Source organism: Nucisporomicrobium flavum (assembly GCF_016464385.1).
In the GTDB taxonomy this organism is placed as follows: Bacteria; Actinomycetota; Actinomycetes; order Mycobacteriales; family Micromonosporaceae; genus Actinoplanes; species Actinoplanes flavus_A.
In genome coordinates this window covers 118,121-133,483 of the sequence record NZ_JADMLH010000016.1, presented here as the reverse complement: position 1 = coordinate 133,483, position 15,363 = coordinate 118,121, and the positions used below count along the sequence as shown (strand labels likewise).

The window sequence follows — 15,363 nt, the reverse complement described above, 5'->3', positions numbered from 1 at the left end:
GGCGCCGCGGTGGTGCGGCGCCGTCGTCGTGGTCGTACCGGTCCGGGTGCTACGGCCGCAGCGCCTTCGCCGCCGGGGTCCAGCTGCCCGCGTCGGTCACGTCGGCGACCTTGACCGACTGGGCGATCTTCTTCAGCTCGGCCTCCGGCAGGTCCGCGCCCGTACCCTCGTCGCTGACCTGGACCTGCACCTTGCCGTCGGCGCTCCACACGTTGCAGAAGCCGTTGGCGTAGCACTTCGTCTTTCCGGCCTGCGCCTTCTGGTTCGAGTTGCGGCTGGGCGTGACGAAGATCTGGAAGCTGCCCTTGACGCCGTTCTCACCGGTGTCGAACGGCTCGGTCAGGCCGGTCGTGGCCGGGGCCGGCTTGGCGAACGTCGCGCCGCCGTAGTCGCCCTCGCGGGCGGAGGCGATGCCGTCGAGGCCGGGCAGGGCGTGCGTACCGGTCTGGACCGGCTCGAACCCGGCGGGCGTGTACCCGACCGTGAACGGCACCGTGGCGGGCCGGGGCGTGCTCGGCTTCAGGCCCGCGGCCAGCTCACCGAGGTCGGCGAAGGACGGGTCGGCCTCGTCGCTGGAGATCGACGTCACGACCGCCCAGGCGTCGTCGGTGTACTCCCAAGCGAGCTGCTTGTTGGCGGGATCGATCGCGTTCTTCGGGTCGAGCCCGACCGGCAGCGAGGACTGCACCGCCTTGTGCCCGGCCACGGTCACCGCCTTGCCGCCCTTGATCCCGGAGGGGTCGAACGCGCCCGGCCGGTAGAGGGTCAGGTACGCGTACAGCGTCGGGTCGCCACCGCCCCGCTTCTTCTCCTCGAGGCCGCCGGTCGCGTCTTCCGTCGAGGGCCTGTCGTTCGTGGTGCGGCCCTTCTCGTAGACCGACGCGATCTGGTACGCGGTCGACGCCACGATCGGGTCCTGCACCTGGAACTTGCCGGCGTCGTACCCCTGGAAGGTGAAGGTGAACGGCTCCGACGCGCCCCACGTGGCGGCGGCCTTGGTGCCCTTGGACGCCGCGCCGACGGTGCCGGTACGGGTGCCGTCCGGGGCCGGGCTGCCGCCGGGCGACAGCGCGAACACGCCGCCCACCGCGACGGCGACCAGGCCGGCCGCTCCCGCCGAGGCGAACCCGGCCCGGCGGCGGCGCTCGGCCCGCCGGCCGGCCGCGATGATGTCGTCGACCCTGTGTGCCAGGGGCGGCTCGTCGGCGGTCACCGCGTCGACGATCTCATGCAACTGCACTGGTCCACTCCTCTACCGGTCCCCCGCTGAGATTGATGCGTTCGGCGGCCAGCAGCTCGCGGAGCTTGGCCAGCCCGCGCGACGTCTGGCTCTTGGCGGTCCCGACGTTGCAGCCGAGAACCCCGGCGGTGTCCTCCAGGCTCAGGCCCAGGTAGTGCCGGAGCACCACGGCGGCCCGCTGCCTCGGCGGCACCGCTTCGAGGGCGGCGCGGATGCGCAACCGCTCGTCGGTCGCGCCGGCTGGATCCCGCATCGCGACGTCCGGCAGCGCCTCGCCGGCCGACCGTTCGCGCCGCCACGGACGGCGCCTCTCGTCGATCGCGGCCCGGTACACCATCGTCTTCGCGTACAGGTCGGGTCGTTCCAGCTTGCGCCAGCGCGGGTACAACTTGACCAGCGCGTTGGCCACGGCGTCCTCCGCCGTGTGCCAGTCACCGCAGGTCATGTACGCCAGCTTGCGCAGCGACGCCATCTGCGACGTCACGAACTCCCGGAACGCCTGCTCGTCTTCGGCTTTCACCTTCGGCTGCCTCCCTCATGACGGAGGTAGAACGTCAGCCGTCGGACCAAACGTTGCACGGGCCGGCGAGAAATCTCAGACCTTGCGGTAGCGGGCCTCACCGACGGCGAACAAACCGTACGCGGCGAAGCCGGCGGCCGTGAGCAGCAGCAACCACGTCCCGTAGCTCTGCTCGGCCAGCTCCTGCAGCGCGGCGTCCAGGCCGCGGGCCTTGTCCGGGTCGTACCGCACGGCGGCCACCACGAACAGCACCCCGGCGATTCCGTACGCGATGCCCTTGGCGGTGTACCCGGCGGTGCCGAGGCGGCCGATCACCCGTCGCGTCGCCGCGTTCATCCGGCTGATCTTGAGGTGCCTCTCGAAGCGCCGGGTGAGGCCGGCGTAGGCGAGCCCGACGCCGATCGCCGCGACCACCACGCCCGCCAGCCCGACGGTGAAGCGGCCCAGGTCCGAGCCGAGCAGGCCCTCGGTGGCGTCCTGCTGCGTGTCGGCGCTGGACGTCTTCTTGCCCCGCAGCACCTTGACGCCGTTCCAGCCCAGGTAGAGGTAGAACGCGGCCCGGCCGGCGGACGCGAGGCGCTCGAGGTGGCTGCGTACGGTCACGATCTCGAGCAGCTGCCAGACCGCCAGCGCGACCAGGCCGACGACCAGGACCACGATCAGCGCGGTGCCGTACGGCTTCCCGGCGAGCTTGTGCATCGCGCCCGACTGGTCGCCGTCCGCGCCGCCGACCCCGAAGGCGATCTGCGCGATGAGGTACGCGAACAGCAGGTGGAGCACGCCGTAGCAGATGAAGCCGGCGCGGATGAGGCGCTCGAGCCAGGTGTTGTCGGCCGCGCGGGAGGCGGCGCCGCGCGCTTGCGAGGTGGCGGAGGGCATGCCGACGCCTTCACCGATCCGCCCGCCGGCAAAACGTGTACGTTACAGCCGGCTCGCGGGCTGCGACGCCGGGCGGGGCCGGGCCGGCGGGCGCCAGATCGGCGGCGGTCCCCACCAGATGATCCGCTCACCCGTCGTGCCGGCGCGGTGCGCGACCACCGGGATGCCCGCCCGGGCGAGCACCGGCAGCGGCGGCGCCTCGATCGACGGGGTCAGCGGGCACTCGAGGGCCAGCGGTTCGCCCGCGGCCGCCTCGCTCGCCGGCGCCCGGGCCAGCATGACAGCCGCCGCGATGGTGACGACGACGGCGACCGCCGCGGGGATCTCCCACCCGGTCCGCACCTTGTCGCCCAGCAGCAGCAGGGCGACGGCGGACGGCGCGACGACCTCCGCGGTCCAGTGGATCGCCGTGACCGGGCCGACCTCGCCCTTGCCGAGCGCGTGGGCGTACATGAGCATGCCCGTCACCGCGAACGTCAACAGGGCCGCCGTCAGTGGGTCCGTGACGATGTCCATCGGCGCGCGCGGGAGCGCGCGGCCGGTCATGGCCGCACCGCCCAGGCACAGCCCGCCCATCGCCGCGATCACCCCGGCCGGCGCGGCCCGGGCCGCGCTCCAGCCGAGCACCGCCATGGCGAGCGCGGCCGCGCAGATGGACCAGCGCAGGGCGGTGGTGGCCACGACGTCGTGCTGGGGGCCGGCGGACATGGCCAGGACGGTCAGCGCGGCGACGGAGACGATGACGGCCGTGACGTCGCGCCCGCGCAGGCGGGACTTGAGGACGATGCGGGCCGCCACCACGGTGATGGCCAGCGACCCGGCCAGGATCGATTCGACGACGTAGACGGCGAGCTCGCGGAGGGCGACGATCGCGCCGATCCAGGCGAGCATGTCGCAGAGGATGCCGAGCAGGTACAGCGGGTGGCGCATCGTCTCGACCGTGCCACTGCTGCGGCGGGCCGCGACGGCCTGCAGGATCGACGCGGTGGCGTAGCTGAAGGCGCCGAACACGGTGATGCCCAGCGCGATCCAGCCCGCCGTCGTCATCATCGCGTCACTCCCCCACGCGCAGCACCGAGACGGTGTCGTCGTCGCCGTTGGACACGTACGCCCACCGCCCGTCCGGTGCGACGGCGATCGTGCGAGGGCTGCCGCCCACGGCCACGGTCGCGGTGACCTTGCCCGTACGCCCGTCGAGCACCGACACGGTGTCGTCGCCCTCGTTGACCACGTACGCGTGGGCCCCGTCGGCGGCGAACGCGACGCTCTGCGGCATGTCGCCGACCCGGAGCGGGCCGATGCGCCGCATGGTGACCGCGTCGATGAGGTCGGCGGTGTCCGCCTCGTAGCCGGCGACCAGCACCGTCCGGCCGTCCGGGGCGACCGCGACGCTGTGCGGGGCCTTGCTGACCGGTACGGAGGCGAGCAGCCGGTCGGTCTGCGTATCGATGATGGACAGCGCATTGGACTCGTGGTTGGCGGTGAAGGCCCGATGGAGCTGGGCGGAGAACGCCACCGCGTGCGGGTTCGGCGGGACGGTCACCTGCGCGGCCGGTTCCGTGCGGCCGGGTGCGTACACCTCGACCTTGCGCTGGCTGTGGATGGGTACCCACACCCGGCCGTCCGGGCCCACGGACAGCGCGTACGGCTGCTGCCCGGTGGCCACGTACCGGATGACCTTGCGATCGGCGGCGCGGACCACGGCCATCCCGCTGCCCGACTTGTCCTTCTCATACATGGACACGTAGACGAGCTCCCCGTCCCGGGAGATCGTCACGAACCGGGGCGTGTTGCGCAGCCAGATGGAGCTGACCCGCCGCGTCCGGGTGTCGACGACGGACAGGACGCGCGAGTTCTGGTTGGCCACGTAGATCGTCCAGCCGTCCGGTGCGACGGCCACGCCCTCAGGCTCGTCACCCACCCGGATCGTGCCGGTGACGGCGGGCTTGGCGACGCTGACCACGCGCGCGGCCAGCGGTACGCGGGCCACGGCCGCCGGCGCGGGAGCGGCGCCGGTCGTCGACGCGGGGGTGGGCTCGGCCGGTGCGGTGGCCGCGACGGACGGCAGAGCGGCCTCGCTACGCAGCACCGGCCGGTCCCGCGTGAGCGCCACGGCGACGCCGACACCGCCGAGCACGAAGAGCGCGGTCAGCCCGGCCACGAGGGCGGTGGCGCCCCGGCGGCGACGGCGCGGGGGCGGCGGGGAGAGGACGGTCACCCGCCCCTCGGGCAGGTACCCGGAGTCGCCGGCGGACTCCAGCAGCGCCTCGACCTCGGTGGTGGCGGCCTCGACCTGGCCGGTCACCCGCACCTCCGCCCAGCCGGCGTGGCCGCGTACGGTCACCGCACCGTCCAGCCAGGACGTCCGGGGCTGCCACTCGATGCGCAGCCGGCGGCCGATCAGCACCGCGCGCAGGCCCGGGCCGGACACGGCGACCGAGGCGGAGGCGAAGGCCAGCGGCGGACCGGTGACCAGCACGTCGGCCAGCAGCCGCGGCGTACCGGACGCGACCTGGCCGAAGTCGACGCGGTCCGGTTCGAGGCGCAGCGACGTGCGCTCCAGCGCGGCGGCCGCGGCGGCGGCGACGCTCCGGCTGTCATCGCCGGTCAGGCGCGTGAGGACGGCCCGGGCAGCCGCGGCCGTGGCCAGGTCGGCACCGTACGCGAGCCGGGCCAGCTCCTCCACCCCGGTCAGGCGGGTCTCCCGGACCGGGCTGTCGATCTCCGTCAGCACCTGCGGTGGCAAGCCATGTTCACTCATAGTGCCCCCTCGATCAGCATGCAGTGACCAAAGGGGTCAGGGGAACCCGTCAGACGAAATTGGCATGCATCGTTATCAAGGGATGAGCCCGCGTACCGTTGCGGCGTCCGGGGCGTCCAGCGCCCGGGCGGCGGCCCGGGTGGCCGCGGCGAGGTCCGTGGCCCGGACGGCCTCCTTCACCAGCGGAACCATCCGCGGCACCACGCTCAGCTGCCGCACGCCCAGACCGGCCAGCAGCGGCACCGCGGCCTCGTCCGACGCCAGCTCGCCGCAGACCGCGACCGTCGCCCTGCCGTCCGCGCCGCGGCACACCGCGTCGATCAGGCGCAGCACGCCGGGGTCCAGGCCGTCGGCGAGCCCGGCCAGCGCGGCGTTGCCCCGCTCGGCGGCCAGGGCGTACTGGGTGAGGTCGTTGGTGCCGATGCTGAAGAAGTCCACGTACGGCGTGAGCGCGGCCGTCTTCAGCGCCGTGGCGGGCACCTCGGTCATGACGCCCACGCGCAGGCCGGGCGGGGTTCCGCGGCCCGCCCGGGCGACCGCCTCGTCGAGCATCCGCCGCACGGTCACCACCTCGGCGACCGTGCTGACCATGGGGACCATCACGCTGACCGGCACGTCGTACGCCACCCGGACGAACGCGAGGAGCTGGTCGGCGAGGAGGTGGGGGTGGGCGAGGGAGTGCCGGATGCCGCGTACGCCCAGGAACGGGTTGGCCTCCGCGGCCGCCGGCAGGTAGCGCAGCGGTTTGTCGCCGCCGACGTCGAGGGTGCGCAGCGTGAGCCGCCGGCCGCCCAGCGCCTCCGCGATCTGCCGGTAGACGGCCTCCTGCTCGTCGGCATCGGGCGCCGCGTCGCGGTCGAGGAAGAGGAACTCCGTGCGGACCAGGCCCGCCAGGTCAGCCCCACTGCCGGCGGCGGCCCGCGCGTCGGCCACCGAGCCGACGTTCGCGCCGACCGTCAGCGGTTCGCCGTCGCGGGTCGCCGCCGGTGCGGACGCGCGGGCCGCCGCCCGATCGCGCCGCGACGCCTGCTCGGCGGACCGCTTCGTGAACTCCGCGACGACGGAATCGGCGGGGGCGACGACGACCTCGCCGGTGCCGCCGTCCAGCGCGACGGGCGTGCCGTCCGGGACCTCCAGGATGGCCGGGCCCAGGCCCACCACCGCTGGGATTCCCCGGGTACGGGCCAGGATCGCGCCGTGTGACGTGGGGCTTCCGTACGCGAGCAGCACCCCGGCCGCCCGCTCGGGATCCAGGACCGCCGCCTCCGCCGGACTGAGATCGGGGGCCACGAGCACTCCCGCCCCGGGCATGGCGGCGGAACCGGCGCCGAGCAGCGTACGCAGCACCTGCGAGCCGACCTCGCGCACGTCGGACGCCCGCCCCCGCAGGTACGGGTCCTCCAGCGCGTCGAACTCCGCGGCGACCCGCCCGGTGGCATCGGCCCAGGCTCGCGGGGCCGGGGAGCCGTCGTCGATGCGGGCGCGGACGTCGTCGAGCAGGTCGGCGTCGTCGAGCAGCAGCAGGTGGGCGTCGAAGATGCCGGCGTGCCCCTCGCCCGCCTCCCGGGCCGTGGCCGCGCGCAGCCTCCTCAGCTCGTCGCGGACCGTGGCGGTTGCCGCTTCGATCCGGCCGCGTTCCTGCTCAGCCCCCCGGTACGGCTCGTCGGGAACCTCCGGCACGGCGGACGCGGCGTGCCGGACCGGGCCGACGGCGATGCCCGGGGAGGCGGGCACACCGGCGCCCACCGGCGCGCGGGCGGGCGGCTCGGGGACGGCTCTGTCCCCCTCGGTTTCGCCGAAGTCGGCGGCGGCCAGGGCGAGAATCCCGTCGACGGCCTCCCGCGCCTGCGGGCCGGACGCGCGGACGTCGACCCGGTGCCCCGGCAGGACGCCGAGGGTGGCGACCCGGGAGAGGCTGGACGCCGGCACCCAGCCCGATCCGGTCGTGCCGTTGCGGAGCTCCACCCGCGCGTCGAAGTCCCGGGCCAGCGTGACGAGGCGGGCGGCGGGACGGGCGTGCAGTCCGTGAGGGATCCGCACCACGAAATCGGCGTCGGAGTCTGTGCCCGTACCTTCCGGCTGGCGGGGTTCCTGGCCGCCCAGGTGGGCGAGCTTGCCGGCGAGCGCGCCCATCGCCTCCCCGGCGACCTCCTTGCGGCCGGCGCCGCCGGCGGCCGTGACCACCGCGGCGACCAGACCCTCGACCAGCGGGGCCGCGCAGAGCACGACCCGCTCGCGGGCGTCGTCGTCGAGCATCTCGAGCGCCAGCTCGGCGGAGAGCACGGCGCTGCCGAGGTCCATGAGCACGACGACGCCGTCTCCGCGGTCGGCGGCCTGGATCGCGGTGGTGATCGCGACCGCGTCGGTGCCGGTGGTGGTCTCGTCGAGCCCGGCGGCGATCTCGAGCGGCACCGGCCGGCCCTGCGTCATCTCGGCGGCCAGCGCCACCGCCGCGCGGGCCAGCGCGCGGCTGTGGCTGACCACCACCAGGCCGACCATCGGGCTCAGGCCCCGAGCGCCTTCGCGGCGGCCGCCACCAGCATCGTCACCGAGGTGGCGCCCGGATCCTGGTGGCCGGCGCTGCGTTCGCCCAGGTAACTGGCGCGGCCCTTGCGGGCGACCAGCGGGATCGTCGCCTCCCGGCCCTGCTCGGCGCCGCGGACCGCGGCCCGCAGCGCCTCGCCGAGCGGCTGCCCGTCGGCGAGTGCGGCGTCCAGCGCGTCCACCGCGGGGGTGAGCGCGTCGATCATCGTCTTGTCGCCGATCTCGGCCTTCCCGCGGGCCACGACCCCGTCGAGACCGGCGCGCAGCACCTTGGCGAAGCCTTCAGCGTCGAGGCTGTCGGCGTCGCCGGCGGCCGTCGCCATGCGCAGGAACGCGGTGCCGTAGAGCGGGCCGCTGGCGCCGCCGACCGTGCTGACCAGCGTCATCCCGGTGCGCTTGAGCAGCGCGCCCGGGGTCCCGGCCGCGCCGTCGAGCGCGGTCAGCACCGCCGTCATGCCGCGGTCCATGTTGGTGCCGTGGTCGGCGTCGCCGATTGCCGAGTCGAGCTCGGTCAGCAGCTCCTTGTTCTCCGCGATGAGCCGGGCGAACTCGCGCAGCCAGGCGGCCACAGCTGCGGCGTCCATCAGCGCCCCCACCGCAGCGCCGGGGTCTGCACCGGTGCGTCCCACAGGCGCAGGAGCTCGTCGTCGGCCTTCACGAGCGTCACCGAGCAGCCGGCCATGTCGAGGCTGGTGATGTACGGCCCGACCAGCGACCGCGCGATCGACACGCCGGCCTTGCTCAGCAGCGTGGCGACCTCCTGGTACATCACGTACAGCTCGAGCAGCGGGGTGGCGCCCATGCCGTTGACGAACGCGATCACACCGTCGCCGCCGGTGAAGTCGAGGTCGGCGAGGATCGGCTGCACCAGCATCTCGGCGATCTCCGCGGCGGGCGCGGTGGGCACGCGGCGGCGCCCCGGCTCGCCGTGGATGCCGATGCCGACCTCCATCTGGCCGTCGGGCAGGTCGAACGTGGGCTTGCCGGCCGCGGGGACGGTGCACGAGGTCAGCGCCACGCCCATGCTGCGGCCGTTCGCGTTGACCTTGCGCGCCACGTCGGCGACCTCGGCGAGCGGGCGGCCCTCCTCGGCCGCGGCGCCGGCGATCTTCTCGACCAGCACGGTGACGCCCACGCCGCGGCGCCCGGCCGTGTAGAGGCTGTCCTGCACGGCCACGTCGTCGTCGGTCACGACGGAGACCACGGACACGCCGGTCTCCGCCTCGGCCAGCTCGGCGGCCATCTCGAAGTTCATGACGTCGCCGGTGTAGTTCTTGACGATGTGCAGCACCCCGGCGCCGCCGTCGACCGCCTTGGTGGCGGCCACCATCTGATCCGGTACGGGGGACGTGAAGACCTCGCCCGCGCAGGCGGCGTCCAGCATCCCGGGCCCGACGAAGCCCGCGTGCAGCGGTTCGTGCCCGGAGCCGCCGCCCGAGACGAGGCCGACCTTGCCGCGGACCGGGGCGTCGGCGCGATGCACGACCCGGTTCTCGTGATCGACATGGAGCTCGGAATGGGCGGCGGCGATCCCGCGGAGCGCGTCGGACACCACAGTGGACGGGTCGTTGATGAGCTTGTTCATCGCCTGACTCCTCGCCGGTGTGCTGGAGTGAGCTGCCAACCAACAAGCTACGCCGACCTGGACCTTTTTCTCAGTGCAGAACCACCGGGGTGGGTGCGGCCTCGCCGCTGCGCGCGTCGTCGTTCAGGTGGGCGACCTGACGGCGGCGCGGCAGGAAGTACGCCGGCACCAGCGTGAGCAGCATCAGCACGAAGCCCACCCAGAACGTGGACGCGAAGGCGTCCGCCACGAACTCCAGCCCGCGCTGCAGCACGCTCGGCTCCACCGGGAACTGCTGGGTGAGCGCCGGGTTCTGCTGCGCGGCGATCGCCAGGCCCGCCTCGGTGACCGGTGCGCCGGTCTGCGGGTCCACCACGCCGGGGATGGCCGGCGAGTCGTTCAGGTCGCTGGTCAGGATCACCGACATCGTCGCCGAGCCGATGGACCCGGCGATCTGCTGCACGATGTTCAGCAGCGTCGACCCGCGGGCCACCTCCTGGTTCGTCAGCGTCTTCAGCGCCGAAGTCATGATCGGCATCATCGTGCCGCCCATGCCCAGGCCCATGACGAACAGCGACCCGCACAGCAGCACGTACGACGTGTCGGTGCCGACCTGGGTGAACGTGAAGAAGCCGGCGGCCATCAGCACGATCGCGAACGGCACCGTACGGCCCACGGGGATCCGGTCGGCCAGTGTGCCTGCGATCGGCATGGTCACCATCGCGCCGATGCCCTGCGGCGCCATGAGCAGGCCGGCGTGCAGCGTCGACTCGCCGCGTACCTGCAGGAAGTAGCTGGGGAACAGCAGGCCCGCGCCCATGAACGCGACCACGAACACCGCCATCGTGATCGACGCGACCGTCAGGTTGCGGTCGCGCAGCAGGCGCAGGTCCAGCAGCGGGTGCTTCGGCTTGAACGAGTACAGGACGAACGCCACCACGAGCAGGGCGCCGGCCACCATCGGCAGCCACACCTTGGTAGCGGAGAACGTGCCGGCCTCGGGCAGCGAGGAGACGCCGTAGAGGAACAGCGCCAGACCGGGCGAGAGCATGAGCATGCCGATGAAGTCGAACGACTCGGACGGCTCCGGGGCGTCCTTCGCGAGCGCGCGCCACGCGTAGAGCAGCGCGACCGCGCCGATCGGCAGGTTGATCAGGAAGATCCAGTGCCAGCTCGCGATGTCGATCAGCCAGCCGCCGAGGATCGGGCCGCCGATCGGCCCGAGCAGCATCGGGATGCCCAGCACGGCCATCAGCCGGCCGATCCGCTGCGGGCCCGCGGCCCGGGTCATGATCGTCATGCCGAGCGGCATCAGCATGCCGCCACCCAGGCCCTGCAGCACCCGGTACGAGATGAGTTCGCCGATCGAGTCAGCGGTGGCGCACAGCCCGGAGCCCAGCGTGAAGAACACGAGCGCGGTCATGTAGAGCCGCTTGGTGCCGAACCGGTCGGCGGCCCAGCCGGTCAGCGGGATCACCGTGGCCAGCGCCAGCGTGTAGCCGGTCATGGTCCAGGCGACCCGGGCGTACGAGGCGTCGAACACGGTCTGGAACGTGGGCAGCGCGACGCTCACCACGGTCACGTCGAGGATCGACATGATCGCGCCGAGGACCACGACCCCGGCGATCTTGAGTACGGCGGCGTCCAGCTTGTCGGGCGCGGCCACGGGTTGACTGGTCACAAGCAAATCTCTCCGGTAGTGCGGCGGGCGCCGATGGCCGCGCATCTCCCCCGCGGGCGGCGTCAGGTCAGTTCTTCGGCGAGGGCCGCGACCGGGGTCCTGCTCGCTGCGCGGTCGCGGCTTCGCTGGCGGACGGTAACAGGGCGGGCGGCGCCGCGCCCCGGGTTTTCCCAGTTGCGGACGTCTTCCACCCGGCGACCATGATGGGCAAAGGCTGTTGGTTCGGCAAATCTGTTTGCTGATCCGGCAAGCTAGAACGAGTACGGGCCGAAGCGGCCCCACGCCACGACGGCGGCCAGGATCAGCAGGACCACGTTGATGATGATCGGCTGGGTCTCGCCGCGGCGGGCGTGCGTGACGATCGCGCCGATCATGACGAGCACGAGGCCCGTGGCGGCGAGCGGCACCAGGATCGGAGCGATGTCCAGCACCGCGGGCAGGATCAGCCCGATCGCGGCCAGCACCTCGAGCGCGCCGATCGCCTTGACCGCGCCGGCGCTGTAGCCCTCGGCCCAGCCCATGCCGGACGCCGCCAGCTTCTCCTTCGGCTGCACCAGCTTCATCACCCCGCCCGCCAGGAACGCGACGGCGAGAAGGATCGCGATCACCCACAGAACGGTGCCCATACTGCCCCCAAAGGGCTCGAATGACTTCAACAGTTGAGTGAACCGTAGTGCGTCGTTACTTAAACATGCAAGCCATGTTCGGTTAATTGCTTAAGTTATAGTGAGCCCATGGAGGAGCCGCGCTGGCTGGACGCCGAGGAGCTGCAGACCTGGTACACGCTGGCCGGCCTGCTCGTACGGCTCCCGTCGGCCCTCGACGCCCAGCTGCAGCGCGACGCCGGCATCAGCCTCTTCGAGTACCAGACGATGGCCTCGCTGTCGGAGGCGCCGGAGCGCAGCATGCGGATGAGCCACCTGGCGATGCTCGCCGAGGGCTCCCTCCCCCGGATGTCCCAGGCGGTCGGCCGCCTGGAGAAACGAGGCTGGGTACGCCGAACCCCGGACCCGACCGACGGGCGGTTCACGCTCGCGATCCTCACGGAGGCCGGGTGGGAGAAGGTGCGGGAGACGGCACCGGGCCATGTGGAGGCGACCCGGACGTACGTCTTCGACCCGCTGACCAGGGCGCAGGCCCGCCAGCTGACCGAGATCAGCCGCCGGATCCTGCGGGCGGTCGACCCGGAGAGCCGCTGCCCGGGGGAACGTCCCGCGATCGACTGACCCCTACCTGAGGGGTGGCACGGGCATACCGGCCCTGCTCGTGGTGCCTGTTGCGCCATTTTCGACGGCCGAGATGGACGATTGACACTCCATCGACTACTCTCACTGACAACGCCGTTGCGAGTTCTTCCCCCGTGGAATTCGCAACGGCGCTTTTTCGTACCCGCGGGCCACCACACCGGACAGTGCAGGTGGCTCGCGGGCGTCTCGCGCCGACGACGAGGCCGGTCAGGCCACGAAGCGGGTTCTGCGCCGGCGGGCTGTCGCGTACCCGATGAGGCCTGCCGCCAGCAATCCGCCGCCGACTCCCGCGATGACCGCGGTCTGCGTACCTGTGATGGGCAGACCCCCGCCGCCCTCGCCATTGCCCGTGCCCGTGCCCGGCGTCGCGGGCGGGGTTGCCGGCGGCGTCGTGGCCGGGTCGCCGAGCGGCGGGACGGTGAACAGGATGTAGTCGACCGGGCCGGTGAGGCCGGGCTTGAGGGCCGCCGGGCCGGTCTCGAGGGTCAGCGTGCCCTCGGTGCCGCGGACCACGCCGGTGCCGGGGGTGGCGGACATCTCGGCGAGGTCGCGGATGCCGCCGTGGCCCTCGGCCCAGCCGGCGCTCACCCAGTGGAAACGGATGTCCTTGGTGATGTCGCCGAGGATCTGCTGGGTGGCGATCGCCACGCCGTCGGCCAGCTTCAGCGTGGCGCCGGGTGCGAGGGCGCGGTCGAACTCGCACCAGGCCGAGTCCGGCTTGCCCTCTAGGGCGTACCAGCAGTTGTCGTACCTCTTGGCGAAGACCATGTCCTCGTCGGCCAGGCGCAGCTCGACGACGAGGCCGTCGACCGCCGCGTCGCCCGCGTTGCGCACGCCGATCACGCCGGGTACGACCTTGCCGCGCTCGCCGTCCTGGACCGCCGGGCGCTCGCCTGCGGTCGTACGCTCCTGCACGGCCTCGAGGTCGGCGCTGTCCGGGTTCGACGGCGGCAGGATGTTCGGGGCGCCCGACGGTCCCGCGGTCGCCTTGACGTGCACCGGGAACATGGTGGAGGCGCCCATGAAGGTGCTGAGCCACGGGGAGCCCGGCTCCAGCGTCAACGTGCCCTCGGCGCCGCGCACGGCGGAGGTGCCCTCGGTGGCGTCCTCGTTGGCCAGCGCCTCGATGCCGCCTGCCGCCTCCGCCCAGGCGCGGCTGACCCACCGTACGACGACCATGTCGTCGACCACCTGGACCGCGTCGTCCGTGGCCTTCACGACCGGCCCGGCCAGCTGCAACGTGGCCCGGTTGGGGATCTTCGCGTCGAACTCGCACCAGGCGGAATCGGGCTTGCCGTCGAGCGCGTACCAGCAGTTGTCGTACTGGCGGGCGAACACGATGTCGTCGCTGGGCAACGTCAGGTGCGCGACGAGGCCGTCGACGGTCGACCCGTTGCGGTTGTGCACGCCCATGGGATCACGGGTGATGCCGCCGGGGCGGAAGTCCAGCCCGTGCATGCGCCCGGACTCGATCGAGCGCAGACCGACCGATTCCAGGCGTACGGAATCAGGGGTGTCCGGAGCCGCGGCGGCGACCCCCGGCAGGACGGCCGACCCGAGCAGAACCGCGGCCGATGCGACTACCAATCGTAGGTATCTGGTCATTCGGTGTTAACCCCCGTGCGGTGGAAGAGGGCCAGACCCTACTCACTCGCGGTCCGCCGCGGGGACCCGCTCGGGCGATGCATGACAAAAGCCCCGATCCATCTGACATCCGCTTCCGGACAGCAAAAAGCCCGCTCCTAGGAGCGGGCTTTTCTTGGGGTGATCGACGGGACTTGAACCCGCGACCCCCGGGACCACAACCCGGTGCTCTACCAGCTGAGCTACGACCACCATGCCGCCGGCGAGGAAGCCCCCGCAGCGTGCGCCGGACAAGCATAGCCGGATCCCCCGCCCGGCCGTCGACCGGGTTACCGCCCGGCGTGCCGCGGTCGCCCCCGGCCCCGAGCAGCACGGCCTCGGGCCCGGCCCGGCTCGGGTCGGCGCGGCGCGGCTCGGCTCGGCCCGGGTCGGCGCGGCGGCTCAGTTGTTGCCGGGCGGGGGCGGCGCGGGTTACAGCTCCGCGGCGATGGCTCGGGCCTGGTCGACGTCCGGGCCGGGCAGCGGGACGAAGATCGTGCGGCGGTAGTACTCGAGCTCCCGGATGCTCTCCCGGATGTCCGCGAGCGCCCGGTGCGCCAGGCCCTTCTGCGGCTGGCCGAAGTACACGCGCGGATACCACCGGCGGGCCAGCTCCTTGATCGACGAGACGTCGATCATGCGGTAGTGCAGGAAGCCGTCGAGCGCCGGCATGTCGCGGGCCAGGAAACCGCGGTCGGTCGCGATCGAGTTCCCGCACAGGGGGGCGGTGCGCGGGCTGGTCACGAACTGCTTCACGTACGCGAGGACGGCCTCCTCCGCCTCGGCCATCGTGACCGTGGAGCGGCGTACCTCGTCCGTGAGGCCGGACTTCGCGTGCATCTCACGGACCACGTCGGGCATCGCGTCGAGCGCGGCATCGTCGGCGTGGATGACGAGGTCGATGCCGTCGCCCAGCACGTTCAGGTTCGGGTCGGTGACGAGGGCCGCCACCTCGATCAGGGCATCCTTGCCGAGGTCGAGCCCGGTCATCTCACAGTCGATCCATACCAGAAGATCCGCCACGCGATCAGCCTACGCGGTACAGGGCGGCATGCGCGGCCACGTGGCACCGTACCCACCTGTTCGGGACCCGAACGCTTATTCACCCTAGATTGTCCGTATTAGCCCCAGGACTACCCACTTCGCCCGTCGAGGCGCTAAACTGTGCTTAACGGACGAAGCCCCCCTTCGGTTACTCCGTTCCCCCGGTAAAGGGCCCTCCGCGTCGGCAGCGCGGAGGGCCCTTTCGGCTCCCCTGTTTCATCGCGTCAAGACAGAAGCCCCGGGCGACTACGCCCGGGGCT

General features: G+C 72.6%; 13 protein-coding genes and 1 tRNA gene. 1 reads left to right on the top strand and 13 read right to left on the bottom strand.

Annotated features, from left to right (window positions below; all coding sequences use genetic code 11):
- Positions 1-49 precede the first annotated feature (49 nt).
- The 10 genes from IT780_RS31000 to IT780_RS30955 all read right to left on the bottom strand — a co-directional run bounded on the left by IT780_RS31000 (position 50) and on the right by IT780_RS30955 (position 11,815).
- Positions 50-1,240: a hypothetical protein gene (locus IT780_RS31000; protein ID WP_199515362.1), complete on the bottom strand. Its 1,191-nt coding sequence runs from the start codon at positions 1,238-1,240 to the stop codon at positions 50-52.
- Positions 1,227-1,760, bottom strand: coding sequence for a SigE family RNA polymerase sigma factor (locus IT780_RS30995; RefSeq protein ID WP_199515361.1), 534 nt, complete (start codon positions 1,758-1,760; stop codon positions 1,227-1,229). Before IT780_RS30995 ends, IT780_RS31000 begins: the two co-directional genes overlap by 14 nt.
- A gap of 75 nt (positions 1,761-1,835) precedes the next feature.
- A complete protein-coding gene (locus IT780_RS30990) occupies positions 1,836-2,639 on the bottom strand; it encodes a DUF1206 domain-containing protein (protein ID WP_199515360.1) in 804 nt (267 codons plus the stop codon).
- 42 nt (positions 2,640-2,681) lie between these two features.
- Positions 2,682-3,689, bottom strand: coding sequence for a hypothetical protein (locus tag IT780_RS30985; RefSeq protein ID WP_199515359.1), 1,008 nt, complete (start codon positions 3,687-3,689; stop codon positions 2,682-2,684).
- 4 nt (positions 3,690-3,693) lie between these two features.
- A complete protein-coding gene (locus IT780_RS30980) occupies positions 3,694-5,400 on the bottom strand; it encodes a YncE family protein (RefSeq protein ID WP_199515358.1) in 1,707 nt (568 codons plus the stop codon).
- Positions 5,401-5,475: 75 nt separating this feature from the next.
- The gene (ptsP, locus tag IT780_RS30975; protein ID WP_199515357.1) at positions 5,476-7,887 is read right to left on the bottom strand and encodes a phosphoenolpyruvate--protein phosphotransferase; all 2,412 of its coding nucleotides are present in this window, start codon (positions 7,885-7,887) and stop codon (positions 5,476-5,478) included.
- Between the two features lie 17 nt (positions 7,888-7,904).
- Entirely contained in the window at positions 7,905-8,528 is a 624-nt protein-coding gene (gene dhaL / locus IT780_RS30970; RefSeq protein WP_199515356.1) for a dihydroxyacetone kinase subunit DhaL, read from the bottom strand.
- Positions 8,528-9,529, bottom strand: coding sequence for a dihydroxyacetone kinase subunit DhaK (dhaK, locus tag IT780_RS30965; protein ID WP_199515355.1), 1,002 nt, complete (start codon positions 9,527-9,529; stop codon positions 8,528-8,530). Before dhaK ends, dhaL begins: the two co-directional genes overlap by 1 nt.
- 70 nt (positions 9,530-9,599) lie before the next feature.
- Positions 9,600-11,234, bottom strand: a complete 1,635-nt coding sequence (locus tag IT780_RS30960; protein ID WP_199515354.1) for a DHA2 family efflux MFS transporter permease subunit — start codon at positions 11,232-11,234, stop codon at positions 9,600-9,602.
- A 206-nt stretch (positions 11,235-11,440) separates the two neighbouring features.
- Positions 11,441-11,815 (bottom strand): DoxX family protein, encoded by a 375-nt coding sequence (locus tag IT780_RS30955; protein ID WP_199515353.1) that lies wholly within the window; start codon positions 11,813-11,815, stop codon positions 11,441-11,443.
- Positions 11,816-11,923: 108 nt separating this feature from the next.
- Between IT780_RS30955 and IT780_RS30950 the strand changes: the two genes are divergently transcribed.
- Positions 11,924-12,415: a MarR family winged helix-turn-helix transcriptional regulator gene (locus IT780_RS30950; RefSeq protein WP_199515352.1), complete on the top strand. Its 492-nt coding sequence runs from the start codon at positions 11,924-11,926 to the stop codon at positions 12,413-12,415.
- Between the two features lie 228 nt (positions 12,416-12,643).
- Here the strand turns inward: IT780_RS30950 and IT780_RS43280 are convergent, their stop codons facing one another.
- From IT780_RS43280 to orn, 3 genes are all read right to left on the bottom strand, one after another.
- Positions 12,644-14,041 carry a hypothetical protein gene (locus IT780_RS43280; RefSeq protein WP_199515351.1) on the bottom strand — a complete coding sequence of 466 codons (1,398 nt, stop codon included), beginning with the start codon at positions 14,039-14,041 and terminating at the stop codon, positions 12,644-12,646.
- 155 nt (positions 14,042-14,196) lie between these two features.
- A tRNA-His gene (locus IT780_RS30940) sits at positions 14,197-14,272 on the bottom strand.
- A 219-nt stretch (positions 14,273-14,491) separates the two neighbouring features.
- Positions 14,492-15,082, bottom strand: coding sequence for an oligoribonuclease (orn, locus tag IT780_RS30935; protein WP_199515350.1), 591 nt, complete (start codon positions 15,080-15,082; stop codon positions 14,492-14,494).
- Positions 15,083-15,363: the final 281 nt, after the last annotated feature.

Coding starts and splice junctions, on each gene's coding strand:
- IT780_RS30990 (WP_199515360.1), bottom strand. CDS start 2,639: ATGCCCTCCGCCACCTCGCAAGCGCGCGGCGCCGCCTCCCGCGCGGCC.
- IT780_RS30985 (WP_199515359.1), bottom strand. CDS start 3,689: ATGATGACGACGGCGGGCTGGATCGCGCTGGGCATCACCGTGTTCGGC.
- IT780_RS30980 (WP_199515358.1), bottom strand. CDS start 5,400: ATGAGTGAACATGGCTTGCCACCGCAGGTGCTGACGGAGATCGACAGC.
- dhaL (WP_199515356.1), bottom strand. CDS start 8,528: ATGGACGCCGCAGCTGTGGCCGCCTGGCTGCGCGAGTTCGCCCGGCTC.
- dhaK (WP_199515355.1), bottom strand. CDS start 9,529: ATGAACAAGCTCATCAACGACCCGTCCACTGTGGTGTCCGACGCGCTC.
- IT780_RS30960 (WP_199515354.1), bottom strand. CDS start 11,234: ATGCGCGGCCATCGGCGCCCGCCGCACTACCGGAGAGATTTGCTTGTG.
- IT780_RS30955 (WP_199515353.1), bottom strand. CDS start 11,815: ATGGGCACCGTTCTGTGGGTGATCGCGATCCTTCTCGCCGTCGCGTTC.
- IT780_RS30950 (WP_199515352.1), top strand. CDS start 11,924: ATGGAGGAGCCGCGCTGGCTGGACGCCGAGGAGCTGCAGACCTGGTAC.
- IT780_RS43280 (WP_199515351.1), bottom strand. CDS start 14,041: ATGACCAGATACCTACGATTGGTAGTCGCATCGGCCGCGGTTCTGCTC.